Source organism: Nocardia sp. NPDC050378 (assembly GCF_040655675.1).
Classification (GTDB): domain Bacteria; phylum Actinomycetota; class Actinomycetes; order Mycobacteriales; family Mycobacteriaceae; genus Nocardia; species Nocardia coubleae.
The window spans coordinates 1-17,256 of sequence record NZ_JBFAKI010000018.1; the positions used below are offsets into that span (position 1 = coordinate 1).

The window sequence follows — 17,256 nt, forward strand, 5'->3', positions numbered from 1 at the left end:
CGCCGTTGCGCATGCGCGAAGCGCGAGCAACGGCGCCTAACTCGCGGCCCTCCAGGGGCCGCGCTCGAGCGCGCCAGCGCTCCAAAAACACAGCCCAATACCTTTTGTGGTGCACAAAACGCCGAGATGGTGCCGTGCGGCTGGCCGGCGGACGCGAGTGGTGCCGTGCACCCGCAAACACCCCGACCAACCCCCGAATGGCGCCACCCCGGTGACGCCATCCCCGACGGCTAAATAGCGCTCCAGACCACCCCGAGCGGAGTATCCATCTTCTTCAACGGAACCCACCCATACGCGTCTTCCTGCATGCAGTCGTAGATCTCCACGTCCGCACCGTTGCCCCGGCACGCGATAGTCGTCGACGTCCCCTGGGTGCTTGCGATGATGTACTTGCCGTTCTTGGCGGCGTCGATGGCCGCCGGATCGGTGTAGCTCACGAAACTCGAGGTGAAGTCGGCGTACGCGGCCGGATCGCCGTTGGGTTCGGCGTGGGCGAGGCCGGTCGTGGTCAGGGTGGCGCCGAGCGCCAGGGTGGCCAGGTAGAGCGCTTTCTTGGACATGAGCAGCGATCCAACCGCACGGCGATGACGCGGTGATGTCGCGCAGATGAACCGCTCAGTCGCCGTGCAGGCGTTCGGCTTCCACGGTCGCGGGATGCACCGCGATCAGACCGAGCCCCTCGCGGCGGCGGCACAGCTTGGCCAGTTCCTCGTAGGCGGGGGCGCCGAGGAGTTCGCGCAGTTCGGGGGCGTAGGACTGCCAGACCGGTTTCGCGCCGACGTGTGCGTCGGGGGAGCCGGTGCAGTACCAGTCGAGGTCGAGGCCGCCGGGACCCCAGCCGCGGCGGTCGTACTCGGTGACGACGGTGCGCAGGATCTGCTCGCCGTCGGGGCGCTCCACCCAGTCCTGGGTGCGCCGGATCGGCAGCTGCCAGCACACGTCCGGTTTCACCTCGAGCGGTTCGATGCCCTTGCGCACGGCCATGATGTGCAGTGCGCAGCCGGCGCCGGCGGCGAAACCGGGACGGTTGAGGAAGATGCAGGCACCGTCGAAACGGCGGGTGCGCAGGGCGGGTTCGTCCTCGAGTTCGTCGAGCTCGAGATAACCCTTCTTGACGACTTTGCCTTTTTCGGTGGCCTCGCCCATCAGCTGCCAGTCCTGCGGTGTGAGCTGTTTCACGGCACCCGCGAGGCGCTTGCGGTCGTCCTTGTCGGCGAGGAACGCGCCGTGCGAACAGCACCCGTCGTCGGGACGATCGGCGATGATCCCCTGGCAGGCCGGGGTGCCGAACACGCACGACCAGCGCGACAGCAGCCACGTGAGGTCGGCGACGATCTGGTGCTCGTCGTTTGCTGGGTCGGTGAACTCGATCCACTCGCGCGGGAAATCCAGCTCGACTTCCGGGGCCGGATCGATCTTCCGCCCAGGTCGGAGCCCGGTCTGCGCGATGGGGCCTTCGCCTTCGGTCACAAGTTCTGACGCTAACAGTTCAGTCGCCTGCCCTGTACTCCCGGATCACCAAGTACCGTATTCGGAGTGCGGCTAGGTGTTCTCGATGTCGGAAGCAATACCGTTCACCTGCTGGTGGTGGACGCGCATCGTGGTGGACACCCGATGCCCATGAGCTCGTCGAAGGCGGCCTTGCGCCTGTCGGAGAACATGGACGGCGACGGGCGGATCACCGAGGCGGGCGAGGCGCGTCTCATCACGACCATCACCGAATTCGCCGACCTGGCCCGCAAGGCCAAGTGCGTGGAACTGATGCCGTTCGCCACGTCCGCCCTGCGTGAGGCCACCAATTCCGAGGAAGTGCTCACCCGGGTGCGGGCGAGCACGGGGGTCGATCTGCGGGTGCTTTCCGGCGAGGACGAGGCGAGGCTGACGTTCCTCGCGGTGCGCCGCTGGTTCGGCTGGAGCGCCGGGCGCATCCTCAACCTCGACATCGGCGGCGGCTCGCTCGAGATGTCCAACGGCGGCGACGAGGAGCCCGATGTCGCGCTGTCGCTGCAGCTCGGCGCGGGCAGGCTGACCAGAGAATGGTTAGGCGACGATCCGCCGGGCAAGCGCAAGGTCGCTGTCCTGCGCGACTGGCTGGAGGCCGAACTCGTCGTCCCGTCCAAGACCCTGATCGAAGCGGGAAAACCCGACCTCGCCGTCGGCACGTCGAAGACGTTCCGTTCGCTGGCCAGGCTCACGGGAGCGGCACCCTCGGCCGCGGGCCCACGGGTGCGCCGTACACTGACCAGCTCCGGTCTGCGCCAGCTGATCGCGTTCATCTCCCGGATGACCGCCTCGGATCGCGCGGAACTGGAAGGTGTGAGTTCGGACCGGTCCCAGCAATTGGTGGCCGGGGCTTTGGTCGCGGAGGCGAGTATGCGGGCGTTATCGCTCGACAGCATCGAGATCTGTCCTTGGGCGCTGCGCGAAGGGCTGATCCTGCGCAAACTCGATACCGAACCCAACGGGGGTGGCCCGGTGGCGATGCCGCCGGTGGAACCGGTAGGGAGACAGCATGAGTGGTGAGGATTCCAAACAGCTCTCGGTAGCCGAACTGCTCGCGCGCAACGGTGCGCAGGGCGGTTCGCCGCCGTCCTCCGGTGGCGGCAGGCGCCGCCGCAGCGGTCGTGGGGTCTCGGTCACCGACCTGACCGGTGAGAACGCGGTGGTCCGGACGGGCGGCCGCTCACACGCCGCGCCCACCGAGACCCCGCCCGAACCGCCCAGCTACGAACCACCGAGCTACGAACCGCCCAGCTACGAACCGCCCGCGAGCCAACAGCCCGCGCCGTATCCGCCGCCCGGCCCCGCCGAACCGGCGTACTCACCGATCTCCGGCCCGATCACCCGCCTCGATCCGACCGCGGACCCCCTCGCGCCCACCGCGTCCCGGTCCGGCTCCGATCCGTTCGGCCCCTTCCGTGCCGAAGCCCGCGACACCCGCCAGAACGGCAGGCTCGGTGTGCCCGGCGGGACCGCGCAACCCGTCGACCCCGGTATCGCCGAGATGTTCGGTTCCGGTGCGTTGCCCGCCGTCGGCGGTGGCCGTCGCCGCAAGGCCGACGACGAACCCCAGTCTCCGGAACCGGCCGCACCCTCCGCACCGCCGGTCACCGGGGGCCGGGCCGCGCGTCGCCGTGCCGCCGAGGCCGCGGAGGAAGCCGCCGAACCGCCCGCCGCGAGCGGGTACGCGGCCTCGCTGCACGAGTCGGGGATCGACGCGCCGCGCGCGTTCATGGGTCGTCCCGGCCAGACCCCCGGCTTCAACGCCTTCCCGGATCTCGGATTCGAGAACCACCCGAGCGTCGAGCCGACGCCCTACGAACCGCCCGCTTACGAACCGCAGGCTTTCAACGGCAGGGACAGTGGGTACCCGGCGCCGAACGGTTACCCGCCGCCGACGCAGGCCTACAGCCCCGCACCCGAAGCCCCCGCCGACCCGCGTCCGTCGCTCGAGCGCAGACGCGATGCGGGCAAGGGCGGCGGTCTGCCGTCGTGGTCGGCCCGCAGGCATCGCCCCGCGCAGGATCAGGCGCCCGAAAGCGGCGGTCTCCCGACGGCGGCCTGGTCGCCGATCAGCCAGGAACAACCGCTGCTCGCCGGTGACTCGGTGGCCGCCGATCTGCTGCGTCAGCGCGCCGAGATCGACGCCACCGCCGACGCGCGCACCGAGGTGTATCGCCTCGGCGGTGTCGAACCGGCGACCGACGATTACGCCGAATCCGACTACACCGACCGCGATTACGCCGACAACGACTACTCCGACACCGACTACGGCGACTACGACGAGTACGAGGACGACGACTACGAGCCCGAGCCGAAACCGAGCCGGGCGAGCAGGCGGGCCGCGACCAAGGCCGCCGCGGCCAAGGTGGCGGGCCGCGCGAGGTCCCGTGCCAAGAGCCGGGTCGCGTCGTCGCGCAATCGGTCGGCGGCGGGTGGCAGGATCTCCCGGTTCACGGCCAAAGCGCCCGCAGACGATCATCGCCGCGAGTGGATGATGCTCGGCGCGCAGAGCGCCGGTGCGGCCGTTGCCGGCATGTTGCTGTTCAAGGGTTTCGAGACGATGTGGGAGACGCTGCCCTGGGTGGCGCTGGCGCTGGCGATGGTGGTGATCCTGGGTCTGGTCGCGCTGGTTCGGGTGCTGCGCCGCACCGACGACATCTTCAGCACGGTGATCGCCGTCATCGTCGGCGTCTTCGTGACGCTCGGACCGCTAGCCTTCCTCCTCAGTACCAGCTGAATACAGGGAGTGGGCCGTGGGGAACATCGAGATCGGGCTGTCGACGGCGTCGGTTTATCCGGAGAACACCCAGGCGGCGTTCCGTTATGCCGCCGAATTGGGTTACGACGGAATCGAATTGATGGTGTGGGCCGAACCGGCCAGCCAGAACATCGACACCGTGCAGTCCTATGCCAAGCGCTACGGCGTCCGGGTGCTCGCGGTGCACGCGCCGTGTCTGCTGATCTCCCAACGGGTCTGGGGCGCGGACCCCGTGGCGAAGCTGGAACGCAGTGTGCGCGCGGCCGAGGCGCTCGGTGCCGACACCGTGGTCGTGCATCCGCCGTTTCGCTGGCAGCGCCGCTACGCCAGGGGGTTCGCCGAGCAGGTCGGTGAGCTCGAGGCGCACCACCCGGTGAAGGTGGCGGTGGAGAACATGTTCCCGATGCGGGCCGACACCCTGTTCCGTGAGGGCGCGGTGCGCAGGCTGGAACGCCGCGCCGGGCCCGGGCGCGCGGTGAGCGCGTTCAGCCCGTCCTACGACCCGACCGATACCGGTTTCGACCACTACACCCTCGACCTGTCGCACACCGCGACGGCGGGAACCGACGCGCTCGAGCTGGCCCGGCGGATGGGTGAGGGCCTGGTGCACCTGCATCTGGCCGACGGGCGCGGCGCCGCCCACGACGAGCACCTGGTCCCCGGCGACGGCACCCAGCCGTGCGCGCAACTGTGTGAATACCTGGTGGACACGGGTTTTCGCGGTCACGCCGTCGCCGAGATCAACACCCAGAACGCGCGGACCACGGCCGCCCGTTCGGTCCTGCTGGCGCGCACGCTCGAATTCGCGCGCCGTCACCTCACCGGCGCCACGCCCGACCCGCAGCCCCGCCACGCCGACCTGCCGTAACCATCGCGGCGAACTCGGGAATATGCCGAGCGGCACCATGCTTGTACGCTGTACGAAAGTGCACCGCGACCAGGAGTGACGATGACGCGAGAACTCGCGACCGACGCGCCGTTCAGTCAGGTCATCGACCTGACCGAGCTCACCACCACCGATGCCGAAACCGGCCGCTACGCCGGTGTCATCGAACCCACCTGGACCATCGGCCCCAAGGTGCACGGCGGCACCATGGTGGCCGCCAGCGCCGCCGCGGCGACTCGATGGCTCACCGAGGCCGATGCCTCCTACGCCCGGATGGCGCCCATCGCGGCCAGCTCCGACTTCCTCGGCGCCCCCGATCCCGGCAAGGTCGAGTACGTGGTGCACATCCGCAAGAAGGGCCGCCAGATCTGCCTGGTCGACGCCGAGCTGATCCAGAACGACCGCACGCTGGTGCGCACCGCGTTCACCTTCGGCCACCTCGACGCCACCGCCACCCGCTGGAGCGGCCCCGACACCGATATGCCCGCCGAACCCACCGACACCGCGCTCCGCTACACCCCGGACTCGCCGATGGGCAAGATCGTCCACGTCAGCCAGGGCGCGCACGTCCTGCTCGACCCCACCTGGGGCGAATTCCTGCGCGGTGAGACCGGCGATCCCCGGCTGCGACTGTGGATCCGCCCCTTCGACGGCGACGAAGCCGACCCCCTGGTCCGCGCCGCCTTCGCGATGATGGCCGCCGATATCAGCCCGCCGGTGCCGATGAACCTCGGCCACTTCGGCTGGTCGCCGACGGTCCAGATGACCACCTACCTGCGTCGCGTCCCGGCACCCGGATGGCTGCGCGTCATCGCCACCTCCCGCGAAGTCGGCGAGCGCATGTTCGACGAGGACCAACTGGTCCTCGACTCCACCGGTGCGGTGGTCGCCCAGAGCCGCCAACTGGCACTGATCCCCGCCAAGTAACAATCGCGGCCACGCCACCACTAACCTTGGCCACATGACGAGAATTGCTGTTGTCGGTGGTGGGCGGATCGGTGAGGCGCTGGTCGCCGGATTGCTGGAAGCCGGTCGGGCGCCCAAGGATCTGGTCGTCGTCGAGACGCACGCCCCCCGCGCCGCGCAGCTGGCCGAGCGGTTCAAGGTGCGAGTCAGCGCATCGACCTCCGATGCCGTCGTAGGGGCGGACATCGTCGTCCTCGCGGTGAAGCCGACCGTGGTCGACTCGGTACTCGCCGACCTGTCCAAAGCCGACCTCGACAGCGGCCGCGAGCAGGTGCTGGTTTCGCTGGCCGCGGGCATCACGACCAGCCACCTGGAATCGAAGCTACCGGCCGGGTTCCCTGTGGTCCGGGTCATGCCGAACACCCCGATGCTGGTGGGGCAGGGCATGTCCGTGCAGGCGCCTGGCCGCTACGCCGATCCCGAGCAGTTGGAACTGGTCGGGGAGATGCTCGAGGCCGTCGGCAAGGTCGTCACGGTGCCGGAGACGCAGATGGACGCCGTCACCGCGGTCTCCGGGTCGGGTCCGGCGTATTTCTTCCTCGTCGTCGAGGCCATGATCGACGCCGGTGTGGGCCTCGGCCTCACTCGTGAGGTCGCCACCGAACTGGTCGTACAGACCATGATCGGCTCGGCCGCGCTCATCGACGAGAGCGGGCAGAACGCCGTCGATCTGCGCGCGGCGGTCACCTCGCCCGGCGGCACGACGGCCGCGGCATTGCGCGAACTCGAACGTGGCGCGATTCGGTCGACTTTCATCGAGGCATTGCAGGCCGCCAAGCGTCGATCCGTGGAACAGGGCACGTCCAGCGAATGACACGCGGGCGCCCGGCGCGATAACCGATTTCTCACACCCGTCGCAGTAATCCCACTGGCACCGCTAAGCTCGTAGAAGCACGTGCGTGTCTGTTCCGCCGGTGGGGAAGCCGGCGGCGCGGACGTGCCGGAGGTCAATGGTGCCATGATGTCTGCGAACAGAATGTCCAGTAATTCACCGGCGTCCGGCGGTGGATCGGGGTCACCCGCTCCACGAGTCGGTGCCACTCCGCAACCGGTGATCGGCGGTGGCACACAGTTTCTCACCGTCGCCGAAGTCGCCGATCTCATGCGGGTGTCGAAGATGACGGTGTACCGGCTCGTGCATTCGGGCGAACTGCCCGCGGTGCGGGTCGGACGCTCGTTCCGGGTGCACGCGAAGGCGGTGCACGACTACCTGGAGACGTCGTACTTCGACGCCGGATGAGCTGAAACCCGCGGCGACAGCCGCCAAGGGTACTGCGGTTTCGTCGCTGCTCTGGTGTCCCGGTAGCATGGACAATCGGTTCGTGTCCGCCTGCCGGTGGCACCGCTTCGTGGTGTCCGGTGCGCCCCGGCGGCGCGGGCACCAGACGACGCACGCGACACCGCGTGTGCATGCCGAGTAGAGAGAACGCGAGGAAACCCTATGGGTTCTGTGATCAAGAAGCGCCGCAAGCGTATGTCGAAGAAGAAGCACCGTAAGCTGCTTCGCCGCACACGTGTTCAGCGGCGCAAACTCGGCAAGTAAGCCTGCGTGCCCGCGAGAGCCCGTCACCTTTCGAGGTGACGGGCTCTCGCTGTGAAATGCCCCGGTTTGTAAATCTCGCTGTGCGATAACGGGTCGTCCTCGTTAAAAGCTGGTAGATCGTGTCGGCGGGTGGCGCGAATGCGGCTACTCTGGTACGCGGAAATCATGAGAAGCAGGGGGCTTTGAGTGGGGTCAGGTCAGGGTTCCGATACGCGGGAACGCCACGAACCGAAAGTCGTGCTGGTCACCGGTGCCAGCCGCTACTTCGGTAGCCGGATCGCGTCCCGATTCGCCGCCGATCCCGGTGTCGAACGGGTCATCGCGGTGGACACCATGCCCCCCGGCCGCGAGGTGCGCCGCCGCCTGGGCCGCACCGAGTTCGTGCGTGCCGACATCAGGAATCCGCTGATCCGCAAGGTCGTCGAGAACAACAACGTCGATACCGTCGTCCACGCGGCCCTGCTCACCCGCCCACCGGCGCGCGGCGGTCGCCCGGTGATGAAAGACCTGAATGTGCTCGGGTCGATGCAACTGCTCGCGGTGTGCCAGAAGGCGCAATCGGTGCGCCGCGTCGTCGTGCGTTCGTCGTCGGCCGTGTACGGCTGCAGCGCCAAGGACCCGGCGAAGTTCACCGAGGAAATGAGTGCGCGCACGCCACCGGCCGGATGGTTCGCCCGCGACATGATCGATATCGAGGCGCTCGTGCGCGCGATGGCGCGGCGCAGGCCCGATATGTCGGCGTCGATTCTGCGGCTCGCCCCGATCGTCGGTCCCCGGCTGGCCGACAGCGGCGTGCAATACCTGCGGTCGCCGATCACCCCGACCGTGCTCGGGCGCGAAGCCCGGATGCAGTTGCTGCACGAGGAGGACGCGGTGGCGGTACTCGTGCACGCCGCCTCCCGCGCCCACGGTGGCACCGTCAACGTGGCCGGAGACGGCGCGCTGGCGATGTCGCAGGCCATCCGCCGGGCCGGGCGCATCGCCGCCCCGGTACCCCTCTTTGTCTTCCGCACCGTCGGCCGGAGCCTGATGGGCCCGGTCATGCGCGGTTTCAGCGGGGAACAACCCGACTACTTCTACTTCGGTTGCGGTCTCGACACCACCCGCATGCGAACCGAACTCGGCTTCACCCCGCGCTGGACGACGGTCCAGGCATTCGACGACTTCATCGCGGGCGCAGCGTTGCGGCCCGTCTTCGATCCGGCATGGATCGACGCCGCGGAACACAAACTGCTCGGCCTCATCGGGGCCGGTTCAGGAGCGCACACATGAACGAAGGAGCGAAAGTCATTCGTCTCGACGTGAATGTCGAGACCCGGCACCGGCCGTCGTCCCGGCGTAAACCGGACGTTCCGGTCCAACCCACCCCCGTCACCGCCCTGAGCGATCATCGGCCGGGCATGCCGACCCGGCCGCCGCGGTCGCTGTCGGAAACCCTGCGTGACGCACTCGGCAAGCAGATCGAGAGCACCGCGGAATTCGCGCGGCGCAGGCTCACCGGTGACTACCAGATCGACGAATTCGGCTACGACAAGCACCTGCTCGAATCGGTGATCCTGCCCGCGCTGCGGCCGCTGTCGGAGTACTGGTTCCGGGTGGAGGTGTCCGGGATCGAGAACATTCCCGCCACCGGCGGCGCGCTGCTCGTCGCCAACCACGCGGGCACGGTTCCGCTCGACGGACTCATGCTGCAGCTGGCCGTGCACGACAAGCATCCCGCCCACCGCGCGCTGCGCCTGCTGGCCGCCGACCTGGTGTTCGAGCTGCCCGTGTTCGGTGCGCTCGCCCGCAAGGCCGGGCACACCCTCGCCTGCCATCCCGACGCCGAACGGCTGCTGCGCTCCGGGCACATCGCCGGGGTGTTCCCGGAGGGCTTCAAGGGTGTCGGCAAGAACTACGCCGACCGGTACAAGCTGCAGCGTTTCGGGCGCGGTGGATTCGTGTCGGCGGCGGTGCGCACCGGTGTGCCGATCATCCCGGTCTCGATCGTCGGCTCCGAGGAGATCTACCCGAAGCTGGCCGACATCAAGCCGCTGGCCCGGCTGCTCGGCCTGCCGTACTTCCCGGTGACCCCGCTGTTCCCCCACCTCGGTCTGCTCGGCGCGATCCCCGTCCCGTCGAAGTGGTACATCGAGTTCGGCGAGCCGATCGCGACTACGGCGTTCGAACCGGAGGAAGCCGACGATCCGATGACCATGTTCGACGTCACCGACCAAGTGCGCGAGACCATCCAGCAAACGCTGTACAAGCTCCTGGCGAAACGCCGCAACCCGGTCCTCGGGTAGCAAGGGTCCTCGGGTAGCAAGTGAGTACATGGGTAACTCACCGGGGACGGGCCGACCAAACGGCCACCCTGGTCTGGCCGCCGACGCAGATTGCCCCGCACCCGAGTCTGGCCTGAGTTCTCGGAGAGGCGGGCAAGCTATTTCTCGCGGTGGCGGGCGACCGCCGCCGCGACCGCGCCGCCCGCCGCACCCAGCGCGAGCGCGGTCGGTACGCCGATCTTGGCGGCCTTGCGCCCGGTGCGGAAGTCGCGAATCTCCCAGCCCCGGTTCTTGGCCACCTCACGCAGGTCGGAATCGGGGTTGATGGCCACGGCCGTGCCGACCAGCGACAGCATGGGCACGTCGTTGTGGCTGTCGGAGTACGCGGTGCACCGCTTGAGATTCAAGCCCTCACGAATCGCGAGGGTGCGCACGGCGTGGGCCTTGCCGAGACCGTGCAGGATGTCGCCGACCAGGCGACCGGTGAACTTGCCGTCGACGCTCTCGGCGACGGTGCCGAGGGCACCGGTGAGGCCCAGCCGCTTGGCGATCACATTCGCCAGCTCCACCGGAGTCGCGGTCACCAGCCACACCTGCTGACCCGCGTCCAGGTGCATCTGCGCGAGCGCGCGGGTGCCCGGCCAGATCTTGTCGGCGATGATCTCGTCGTAGATCTCCTCACCGAGCATCGCCAGCTCGGCGGTGGGCCGACCGGCGATGAAGCTGAGCGCCTTCTCCCGGCCCGAGGCCATATCGGAGGAGTTCTCCTTGCCGGTGACCCGGAATTTCACCTGTTTCCAGGCGACATCGACAAGATCGGAAGTCTTGAAATACTTGCGGGCCGCCAGTCCACGCGCGAAATGCACGATCGAGGCGCCCTGCACGAGGGTGTTGTCGACGTCGAAGAACGCGGCGGCGGTGAGGTCGCGCGGCACCTCGGGGCCCGCGTCGGTGCCCTGTTCGGCCAGTTCGGCGTCGTGCAGGGTGAGAGCGGCATCGGCACTGGCCTCACCGGCCAGATTCGCGCGCAGCTCCTCCTCGCTCGGTCCGAACGGGCTGCGCGGCAGCCGCGCGAACTGTTCCTGCAGTTCCTGGCCCAGGCGGCTGGGCTGCCACCGCGCAGGGAACTCGCCGAATCGCCCTGCGACGAATCCGGCCCTAGTCACCTTCGAACGTTCCGGCACCAGTACCCTCCGCTAGTCGCGCGAACATGTCCACAGTAACCGGATTCGCCGACATGCCGCGGCGAGCCCGGGGATTAAATAAGAGCCATGACGAATCCCACACCAACCGTGACCCTGTTGACGCGCGCCGGTTGCGGAATGTGCAGCATCGCACTCGCCCAGTTGGAGACCATCTGTGGTGATTTCGGTCTCCCGGTACAGACCGTCGACGTCGACGAAGCCGCGGCAACCGACCCGGCATTGCGTGCCGAATACGGCGATCGGCTCCCCGTTGTGCTGTTGGACGGCCGTGAACACAGCTATTTCGACGTCGACGAGCCACGTTTGCGGGCCGATCTGAGCCGTTTCGCTGGTCGCGAGCGAAAATGAGGCCAAATTCACCGACTTTGTGAACGCCTGCACAAGCGGTTACGGTGGGGGCACGCAATCCGCACCGCCGCCTTCAGCAGCGGTGGTGATCGGGTTTGTACGCCCCCCATGGCACCGGTCGCTGCCTCGAGACGCAGCGGCCCACAACCGGTGAAGCAACGACAGGTACCGGACCGCGATCAGGCCCGGAACGAGGAGCCGACGACGTGACAGAGCAGCACGAGACGCCGACAGGCGCCTCCGGCAAGGCTCTCGCGCGGGATATCCCGCAGGCCACGGTGACTCGTCTTGCTACCTATCTCCGAGTTCTGGCCGGCATGGCCGACTCCGGTGTTGCCATCGTATCGAGTGAGGAACTCGCTGTCGCGGCGGGTGTCAATTCGGCGAAGCTGCGCAAGGATCTTTCCTTCCTCGGACCCAACGGTGTGCGGGGTGTCGGCTATGACGTAGCCAAGTTGCGCACCAGGATCGAAGACGTGCTCGGTCTGTCGCAGGGACATCGGGTGGTGCTGATCGGTGCGGGCAACCTCGGCCGCGCCCTGGTCGGCTATGGCGGTTTCGGGGTACGCGGCTTCACCGTGGTCGGCATCTTCGACAACGATCCGGCGGTGGTCGGTCAGTCGTACGCCGGTCTCGTCGTGCGCGATGTCGAGCTGCTCGTCGCCCAGATTCCCGCGCTCGCCCCCACGATCGCATTGCTCGCGGTCCCCGACGAAGCCGCGCAGGACGTGTGTGACCGGCTCGTCGACGCCGGGGTGCTCTCGATCCTGAGTTTCGCCCCGTGCGAGCTGCGCGCGCCCGCGCACGTGCAGATCCGCCGGGTGGATCTGGCGATGGAACTGCAGATGCTGTCCTTCGACGCCGCCCGCAACGACGCGCCGCCGCTGCCCGAGGTCGCCCACGCGAGCTCGGGACGGGTCGCGCGCCGGGTGCCGCCGCAGAACCATCCCGCCCTCAATCACCCCGCGCCGGTCGAACCGGCGCGCGGCAGGCCGCCGCGTCGCACCGCGCCGCATTCGGCCAACCCGCATGCGGCAACGCCAGCCAAGCACCCAGGGATCGGTGATCACCCCATGAGCGAGCGTCAGCGAGCGAACCAACAGGCAGGCGCGCGTGCGCGCGTGACCGAACCGGGCGAGGTGCAGTCATGAGCATTCTGCTTGTCGGGATCTCCCATCGCAGCGCCCCCGTTTCGGTGCTGGAGAAGGTGGCTGTCAGCGAGGCCGACCGGCCCAAACTGGTCGACCGCTTGCTCGAGTCGAGTCACGTGTCCGAGGCGATGATCGTCTCCACCTGCAACCGCGTAGAGGTGTACGCGGTGGTCGACGCCTTCCACGGCGGCCTCGACGTGGTGGGCGAGTTGCTCACCGAACACTCCGGGATGGCCTTCGCCGACCTCACCAGGCACGCCTACGTGCGCTACAGCGAGGCCGCCGCCGAGCACCTGTTCGCGGTGGCCAGCGGGCTCGACTCGATGGTCGTGGGCGAGCAGCAGGTGCTCAGCCAGATCCGCAGCGCCTACGCCAGCGCCGACAACCAGCAGGCCGTCGGCCGCACCCTGCACGAACTGGCCCAGCACGGGTTGCGCGTCGGCAAACGTGTGCATGCCGAAACCGGGATCGACCGAGCAGGCGCCTCCGTTGTTTCGGTCGCGCTCGACCGGGCGCGCGGCGTGATCGGCGACCTCACCGGGCGCACCGCTGTGGTCCTCGGCGCGGGTGCCATGGGTGGCCTTGCCGTGGCGCATCTTTCGCGTGCGGGCATCGGCCGCATCGTGGTGGTGAACCGCACGCTCGATCGTGCGCAGCGGCTCGCGGAGACCGGGCGCACCATGCACGGTGTCGACGCCGTCGCGGTGGAGACGGGTGGGCTCATCGACGCCATGGCCGGCGCCGACGTCGTCATCACCTGTACCGGCGCGGTCGGGGCCGTGGTGACCCTGGCCGATACCCACCGGGCCCTCGCGGGCCGGGCGAACGCCGGTGCGGCCGAACGGCCGCTGGTGTTCTGCGACCTCGGCCTGCCCCGCGACGTGGAACACGCCGTGGCCGGGCTGCCGGGTGTCGTCGTGATCGACATCGAGTCGCTGCAGCGCGATCCGGCCGCGGGCGCCGCGGCCGACGACACCGCCGCCGCCCGCGCGATCGTCGCCGACGAACTCACCAAATACCTTGCCGGGCAACGCATGGCCGAGGTCACCCCCACGGTGGCCGCGCTGCGTCAGCGTGCCGCCGAAGTGGTCGAGGCCGAGTTGCTCCGCCTCGACTCGCGGCTGCCCGACCTGGCCGATCCGGCTCGCGACGAAGTGGCGCGCACCGTGCGCCGCGTCGTCGACAAGCTGCTGCACGCGCCGACGGTGCGGGTGAAGCAGCTGGCGTCCACGCCGGGCGGTGACAGCTACGCCGAGGCGCTGCGCGAGCTGTTCGAACTGAAACCCGGTGCGGTGCAAGCGGTTGCCGCGCCCATGGAGGTCGCCGCGGCCGAGCCCGCGCTGGCCGACGACTTCACCGCGGGACACCTCGGCGATGGGCAGTCGGCATGACCGCCCGCGCCGTAACACACAACCAGACGAAGCCCGGACGTGCGAAGAAGGGCACATCATGACCACGACAGTGCAGGAAGAGGACACCGTGACCGCAGGAAGCACTCGTGCGCCCTGGCGGATCGGCACGCGCGGCAGCCTGTTGGCGCTGACCCAGGCGGGCACCGTGCGCGACGCCCTGATCGCGGCGGGCCAGCCCGCCGAACTGGTCGTGATCAAAACTCCCGGCGATCTGTCGTCGGACCCGGTCCAGAAGATCGGCGTCGGCGTGTTCACCTCCGCACTGCGCGACGAGCTCGCTCTCGGCGGTATCGATATCGCGGTGCACTCGTACAAGGATCTGCCGACCGCGCAGGACCCGCGTTTCACCATCGCCGCTATCCCGCCCCGTGAGGACCCGCGTGACGCGCTGGTCGCCCGCGACGGACTCGTGCTCGGTGAGCTGCCCGCGGGCGCGAAGGTCGGCACCTCCGCGCCGCGCCGTGCCGCGCAGCTGCGTGCGCTCGGACTCGGTCTCGACATCCTCCCGCTGCGCGGCAACATCGACTCCCGGCTGCGCAAGGTGAGCGAGGGTGAACTCGACGCCATCGTCATCGCCCGCGCCGGCCTGTGCCGGATCGGGCGCACCGAGGCCATCACCGAATCACTGGAGCCGGTGCAGATGCTGCCCGCTCCCTCCCAGGGCGCGCTCGCGGTGGAGTGCCGCAGCGACGACCCGCAGCTGATCGAGGTGCTGTCCGGTCTGGACGACGCACCGACCCGATACGCGGTGGAAGCCGAACGGGCGCTGCTCGGCGAATTGGAGGCCGGTTGCACCGCGCCGATCGGGGCGCTCGCCGAGGTCGTCGAGTCGATCGACGAGGACGGCCGGATCTTCGAGGAACTGTCGCTGCGTGCCTGCGCCGCCGCGATCGACGGTTCCGATGTGTTGCGGGCTTCGATAGTCGGCGCGCCGGAGGACGCCGCCGAACTCGGGCGCACGCTGGCCCGCGAACTGCTCGACCTGGGTGCCCGCGCCCTGCTGAGCGTCGCCGATGAGCCCGCGCCCGCCACAGACTTCCCTAATTCCAGCCCGATGGAGAACAACCGATGAGCAGCCGAGCCACCAAGAAGCAACCCGGGCGGATCCTTTTCGTCGGATCCGGCCCCGGCGACCCGGCCCTGCTGACCGTGCGCGCCCGCGAGGTGCTCGAGCGGGCGACGCTGGCGTTCACCGATCCCGATGTGGACAAGGGTGTGCTCGCCCTCATCGGCGTGGCCGTGGAACCGGGCGAGGACGGTGAACGTCCGGTGGACGTGCGTCCGGCGCTCGGCGAACCCGCCGAGGTGGCCAAGACACTGATCGCCGAGGCCCGCAACGGCCACGACGTGGTCCGCATCGTCACCGGCGACCCGCTGACGACCGATTCGGTGATCAACGAGGTGAACGCGGTCACCCGCTCGCACATGGTGTTCGAGGTGCTGCCCGGCCTGCCCAACGGTTCGGCGGTGCCGAGCTACGCCGGTATCGCGCTCGGCTCCGGGCACACCGAGGCCGATGTGCGTGGGGAAGTGGACTGGGCCGCACTGGCCGCCGCTCCCGGCCCGCTGGTGCTGCACGCCACCTCCGGCCACCTGGCCGAGACCGCGAGCGCGCTGGTGGAGCACGGGCTGGCCCCGCAGACCCCGGTCGCGGTGACCGTGCGCGGCACCACCCGTCAGCAGCGCACCATCGAGGCCACGCTCGCCTCGCTGAACAATGCCGCTTCCGAGCTGGTCGGCCCGCTGGTCGTCACGGTCGGTAAAGAGGTCGAGAAGCGCTCGAAGATGTCGTGGTGGGAGTCGCGGGCGCTGTACGGCTGGACCGTGCTCGTGCCGCGAACCAAGGATCAGGCCGGTGAGATGAGCGAACGGCTCGTCACCCACGGCGCCATTCCGATGGAGGTGCCGACCATCGCGGTCGAGCCGCCGCGCAGCCCCGCGCAGATGGAACGCGCGGTGAAGGGCCTGGTCGACGGCCGCTATCAGTGGGTGGTGTTCACCTCCACCAACGCGGTGCGCGCGGTGTGGGAGAAGTTCGCCGAGTTCGGTCTCGACGCGCGGGCGTTCTCCGGTGTGAAGATCGCCTGTGTGGGCGAGGCGACCGCCGAGAAGGTGCGCTCCTTCGGCATCAACCCCGAACTGGTGCCGAGCGGTGAACAGTCCTCCGAGGGCCTGCTCGCCGACTTCCCGCCCTACGACGACGTGTTCGACCCGGTGAACCGGGTGCTGCTGCCCCGTGCCGACATCGCCACCGAGACCCTCGCCGAGGGCCTGCGCGAACGCGGCTGGGAGATCGACGACGTCACCGCCTACCGCACGGTGCGTGCGTCGCCGCCGCCCGCCGAGACCCGCGAGATGATCAAGACCGGCGGTTTCGACGCGGTGCTGTTCACCTCGTCCTCGACGGTCCGCAATCTCGTCGGTATCGCGGGTAAGCCGCACGCGCGCACCATCGTGGCGTGTATCGGCCCGAAGACCGCCGAGACGGCGATCGAGTTCGGTCTGCGCGTGGACGTACAGCCCGAGACCGCGCAGGTCGGCCCACTGGTGGAGGCGCTGGCCGAGCACGCGTCGCGCCTGCGCGCCGAGGGTCTGTTGCCGCCGCCGCGTAAGAAGAGCCGCCGCAGCAGCAGCCGCTAGCCGTCGCGGATACCCCGAAAGCCCGCCCGTCACGGCGGGCTTTCGGCGTATCAGGGTCATCGGCTGTAGCGCAGCAGCGTGCGCACGAGCCGGCAGGTGGCATCCGACGGCGCGCGCAGGTCGATCTTCTCGGCGGTGCGCCGGATCGTGTCGTTGGTCGCTTGATTCGGCAGGTACACACCGGAATCGAGCAGGGCGATGGTCAGCCGCATGGCCTTGAGCCTGCGGTTGTGCGCGATGTACCAGCGGCGCGGACGGCCGGCGGGCAGCCGCTTCTTCTCCAGCGGGACGTAGGGCTCGGTGATGAAGGTCTTTCGTTGTGCGGCAATGGCGTTCATCGGCGTCCTCCCTCGCGAACGGATCGCGCTGTGTGCGGCGCGATCCTCGAACACGCTTTCGATTGTATCGGGAGGCACCGACAAGTTTTGTCGCGCGAGCAGGACCAACGACGGGCCGGTGACCGCGATCCTGCTCACCGACCAGATGGGGAATTCGGCCGGACCGCTACCGGTGTTCGCGACCTTCGAGCAGATTCTCGGCGAACGCAGCCGCCCGTCCGGCGGGGTGTAGGCGCCGGTGC

General features: G+C 68.9%; 19 protein-coding genes. 15 read left to right on the forward strand and 4 right to left on the reverse strand.

Going from position 1 to position 17,256, the window contains the following annotated elements; genetic code table 11:
* Nucleotides 1-230: 230 nt before the first annotated feature.
* Nucleotides 231-560 carry a hypothetical protein gene (locus tag AB0I35_RS27350; RefSeq protein WP_357399215.1) on the reverse strand — a complete coding sequence of 110 codons (330 nt, stop codon included), beginning with the start codon at nt 558-560 and terminating at the stop codon, nt 231-233.
* Between the two features lie 55 nt (nt 561-615).
* Nucleotides 616-1,416, reverse strand: coding sequence for a hypothetical protein (locus AB0I35_RS27355; protein WP_357399320.1), 801 nt, complete (start codon nt 1,414-1,416; stop codon nt 616-618).
* Between the two features lie 120 nt (nt 1,417-1,536).
* Between AB0I35_RS27355 and AB0I35_RS27360 the strand changes: the two genes are divergently transcribed.
* From AB0I35_RS27360 to AB0I35_RS27400, 9 genes are all read left to right on the forward strand, one after another.
* Nucleotides 1,537-2,523 (forward strand): Ppx/GppA phosphatase family protein, encoded by a 987-nt coding sequence (locus AB0I35_RS27360; protein WP_357399217.1) that lies wholly within the window; start codon nt 1,537-1,539, stop codon nt 2,521-2,523.
* Nucleotides 2,513-4,240, forward strand: coding sequence for a hypothetical protein (locus tag AB0I35_RS27365; RefSeq protein WP_357399218.1), 1,728 nt, complete (start codon nt 2,513-2,515; stop codon nt 4,238-4,240). Before AB0I35_RS27360 ends, AB0I35_RS27365 begins: the two co-directional genes overlap by 11 nt.
* A 31-nt stretch (nt 4,241-4,271) precedes the next feature.
* The gene (locus AB0I35_RS27370) at nt 4,272-5,129 is read left to right on the forward strand and encodes a sugar phosphate isomerase/epimerase (RefSeq protein WP_357399321.1); all 858 of its coding nucleotides are present in this window, start codon (nt 4,272-4,274) and stop codon (nt 5,127-5,129) included.
* 81 nt (nt 5,130-5,210) lie between these two features.
* Nucleotides 5,211-6,074 (forward strand): thioesterase family protein, encoded by an 864-nt coding sequence (locus AB0I35_RS27375; protein ID WP_357399220.1) that lies wholly within the window; start codon nt 5,211-5,213, stop codon nt 6,072-6,074.
* Nucleotides 6,075-6,108: 34 nt separating this feature from the next.
* Nucleotides 6,109-6,927: a pyrroline-5-carboxylate reductase gene (proC, locus tag AB0I35_RS27380; RefSeq protein WP_357399221.1), complete on the forward strand. Its 819-nt coding sequence runs from the start codon at nt 6,109-6,111 to the stop codon at nt 6,925-6,927.
* A gap of 162 nt (nt 6,928-7,089) precedes the next feature.
* Nucleotides 7,090-7,353, forward strand: coding sequence for a helix-turn-helix domain-containing protein (locus tag AB0I35_RS27385; protein WP_225278502.1), 264 nt, complete (start codon nt 7,090-7,092; stop codon nt 7,351-7,353).
* A gap of 201 nt (nt 7,354-7,554) precedes the next feature.
* Nucleotides 7,555-7,656, forward strand: coding sequence for an AURKAIP1/COX24 domain-containing protein (locus tag AB0I35_RS27390; RefSeq protein ID WP_003402602.1), 102 nt, complete (start codon nt 7,555-7,557; stop codon nt 7,654-7,656).
* A 186-nt stretch (nt 7,657-7,842) separates the two neighbouring features.
* On the forward strand, nt 7,843-8,928 hold the full coding sequence (locus tag AB0I35_RS27395) for an NAD-dependent epimerase/dehydratase family protein (protein WP_357399222.1): 1,086 nt from the start codon (nt 7,843-7,845) through the stop codon (nt 8,926-8,928).
* The gene (locus AB0I35_RS27400; protein WP_357399223.1) at nt 8,925-9,941 is read left to right on the forward strand and encodes a lysophospholipid acyltransferase family protein; all 1,017 of its coding nucleotides are present in this window, start codon (nt 8,925-8,927) and stop codon (nt 9,939-9,941) included. The genes AB0I35_RS27395 and AB0I35_RS27400 overlap by 4 nt, the downstream gene beginning before the upstream one ends.
* Before the next feature lie 137 nt (nt 9,942-10,078).
* Here the strand turns inward: AB0I35_RS27400 and AB0I35_RS27405 are convergent, their stop codons facing one another.
* On the reverse strand, nt 10,079-11,008 hold the full coding sequence (locus AB0I35_RS27405) for an HAD-IB family hydrolase (protein WP_225279203.1): 930 nt from the start codon (nt 11,006-11,008) through the stop codon (nt 10,079-10,081).
* 183 nt (nt 11,009-11,191) lie between these two features.
* Here AB0I35_RS27405 and AB0I35_RS27410 point away from each other — a divergent pair, with 183 nt between their 5' ends.
* From AB0I35_RS27410 to AB0I35_RS27430, 5 genes are all read left to right on the forward strand, one after another.
* The gene (locus AB0I35_RS27410; protein ID WP_225278504.1) at nt 11,192-11,473 is read left to right on the forward strand and encodes a glutaredoxin family protein; all 282 of its coding nucleotides are present in this window, start codon (nt 11,192-11,194) and stop codon (nt 11,471-11,473) included.
* 206 nt (nt 11,474-11,679) lie between these two features.
* Entirely contained in the window at nt 11,680-12,624 is a 945-nt protein-coding gene (locus AB0I35_RS27415; RefSeq protein ID WP_357399224.1) for a redox-sensing transcriptional repressor Rex, read from the forward strand.
* Nucleotides 12,621-14,015 carry a glutamyl-tRNA reductase gene (locus tag AB0I35_RS27420; RefSeq protein WP_357399225.1) on the forward strand — a complete coding sequence of 465 codons (1,395 nt, stop codon included), beginning with the start codon at nt 12,621-12,623 and terminating at the stop codon, nt 14,013-14,015. The genes AB0I35_RS27415 and AB0I35_RS27420 overlap by 4 nt, the downstream gene beginning before the upstream one ends.
* Nucleotides 14,016-14,073: 58 nt before the next feature.
* Nucleotides 14,074-15,108, forward strand: coding sequence for a hydroxymethylbilane synthase (hemC, locus tag AB0I35_RS27425; protein ID WP_067484929.1), 1,035 nt, complete (start codon nt 14,074-14,076; stop codon nt 15,106-15,108).
* Entirely contained in the window at nt 15,105-16,676 is a 1,572-nt protein-coding gene (locus tag AB0I35_RS27430; RefSeq protein ID WP_067641909.1) for a bifunctional uroporphyrinogen-III C-methyltransferase/uroporphyrinogen-III synthase, read from the forward strand. The genes hemC and AB0I35_RS27430 overlap by 4 nt, the downstream gene beginning before the upstream one ends.
* A 56-nt stretch (nt 16,677-16,732) precedes the next feature.
* Here the strand turns inward: AB0I35_RS27430 and AB0I35_RS27435 are convergent, their stop codons facing one another.
* A complete protein-coding gene (locus AB0I35_RS27435; protein WP_067485858.1) occupies nt 16,733-17,014 on the reverse strand; it encodes a hypothetical protein in 282 nt (93 codons plus the stop codon).
* On the opposite strand from AB0I35_RS27435, the gene AB0I35_RS27440 reads away from it, so the two are divergent.
* The gene (locus AB0I35_RS27440; RefSeq protein WP_357399226.1) at nt 17,004-17,246 is read left to right on the forward strand and encodes a hypothetical protein; all 243 of its coding nucleotides are present in this window, start codon (nt 17,004-17,006) and stop codon (nt 17,244-17,246) included. The two genes, AB0I35_RS27435 and AB0I35_RS27440, sit on opposite strands and share 11 nt — an antisense overlap.
* Nucleotides 17,247-17,256 lie beyond the last annotated feature (10 nt).

What these genes read in the sequence shown, in the direction of transcription:
- AB0I35_RS27350 (WP_357399215.1), bottom strand. Translation starts at nt 560, where the DNA reads ATGTCCAAGAAAGCGCTCTACCTGGCCACCCTGGCGCTCGGCGCCACC.
- AB0I35_RS27365 (WP_357399218.1), top strand. Translation starts at nt 2,513, where the DNA reads ATGAGTGGTGAGGATTCCAAACAGCTCTCGGTAGCCGAACTGCTCGCG.
- AB0I35_RS27375 (WP_357399220.1), top strand. Translation starts at nt 5,211, where the DNA reads ATGACGCGAGAACTCGCGACCGACGCGCCGTTCAGTCAGGTCATCGAC.
- proC (WP_357399221.1), top strand. Translation starts at nt 6,109, where the DNA reads ATGACGAGAATTGCTGTTGTCGGTGGTGGGCGGATCGGTGAGGCGCTG.
- AB0I35_RS27385 (WP_225278502.1), top strand. Translation starts at nt 7,090, where the DNA reads ATGTCCAGTAATTCACCGGCGTCCGGCGGTGGATCGGGGTCACCCGCT.
- AB0I35_RS27390 (WP_003402602.1), top strand. Translation starts at nt 7,555, where the DNA reads ATGGGTTCTGTGATCAAGAAGCGCCGCAAGCGTATGTCGAAGAAGAAG.
- AB0I35_RS27400 (WP_357399223.1), top strand. Translation starts at nt 8,925, where the DNA reads ATGAACGAAGGAGCGAAAGTCATTCGTCTCGACGTGAATGTCGAGACC.
- AB0I35_RS27410 (WP_225278504.1), top strand. Translation starts at nt 11,192, where the DNA reads ATGACGAATCCCACACCAACCGTGACCCTGTTGACGCGCGCCGGTTGC.
- AB0I35_RS27420 (WP_357399225.1), top strand. Translation starts at nt 12,621, where the DNA reads ATGAGCATTCTGCTTGTCGGGATCTCCCATCGCAGCGCCCCCGTTTCG.
- hemC (WP_067484929.1), top strand. Translation starts at nt 14,074, where the DNA reads ATGACCACGACAGTGCAGGAAGAGGACACCGTGACCGCAGGAAGCACT.
- AB0I35_RS27430 (WP_067641909.1), top strand. Translation starts at nt 15,105, where the DNA reads ATGAGCAGCCGAGCCACCAAGAAGCAACCCGGGCGGATCCTTTTCGTC.
- AB0I35_RS27440 (WP_357399226.1), top strand. Translation starts at nt 17,004, where the DNA reads ATGGCGTTCATCGGCGTCCTCCCTCGCGAACGGATCGCGCTGTGTGCG.
- AB0I35_RS27435 (WP_067485858.1), bottom strand. Translation starts at nt 17,014, where the DNA reads ATGAACGCCATTGCCGCACAACGAAAGACCTTCATCACCGAGCCCTAC.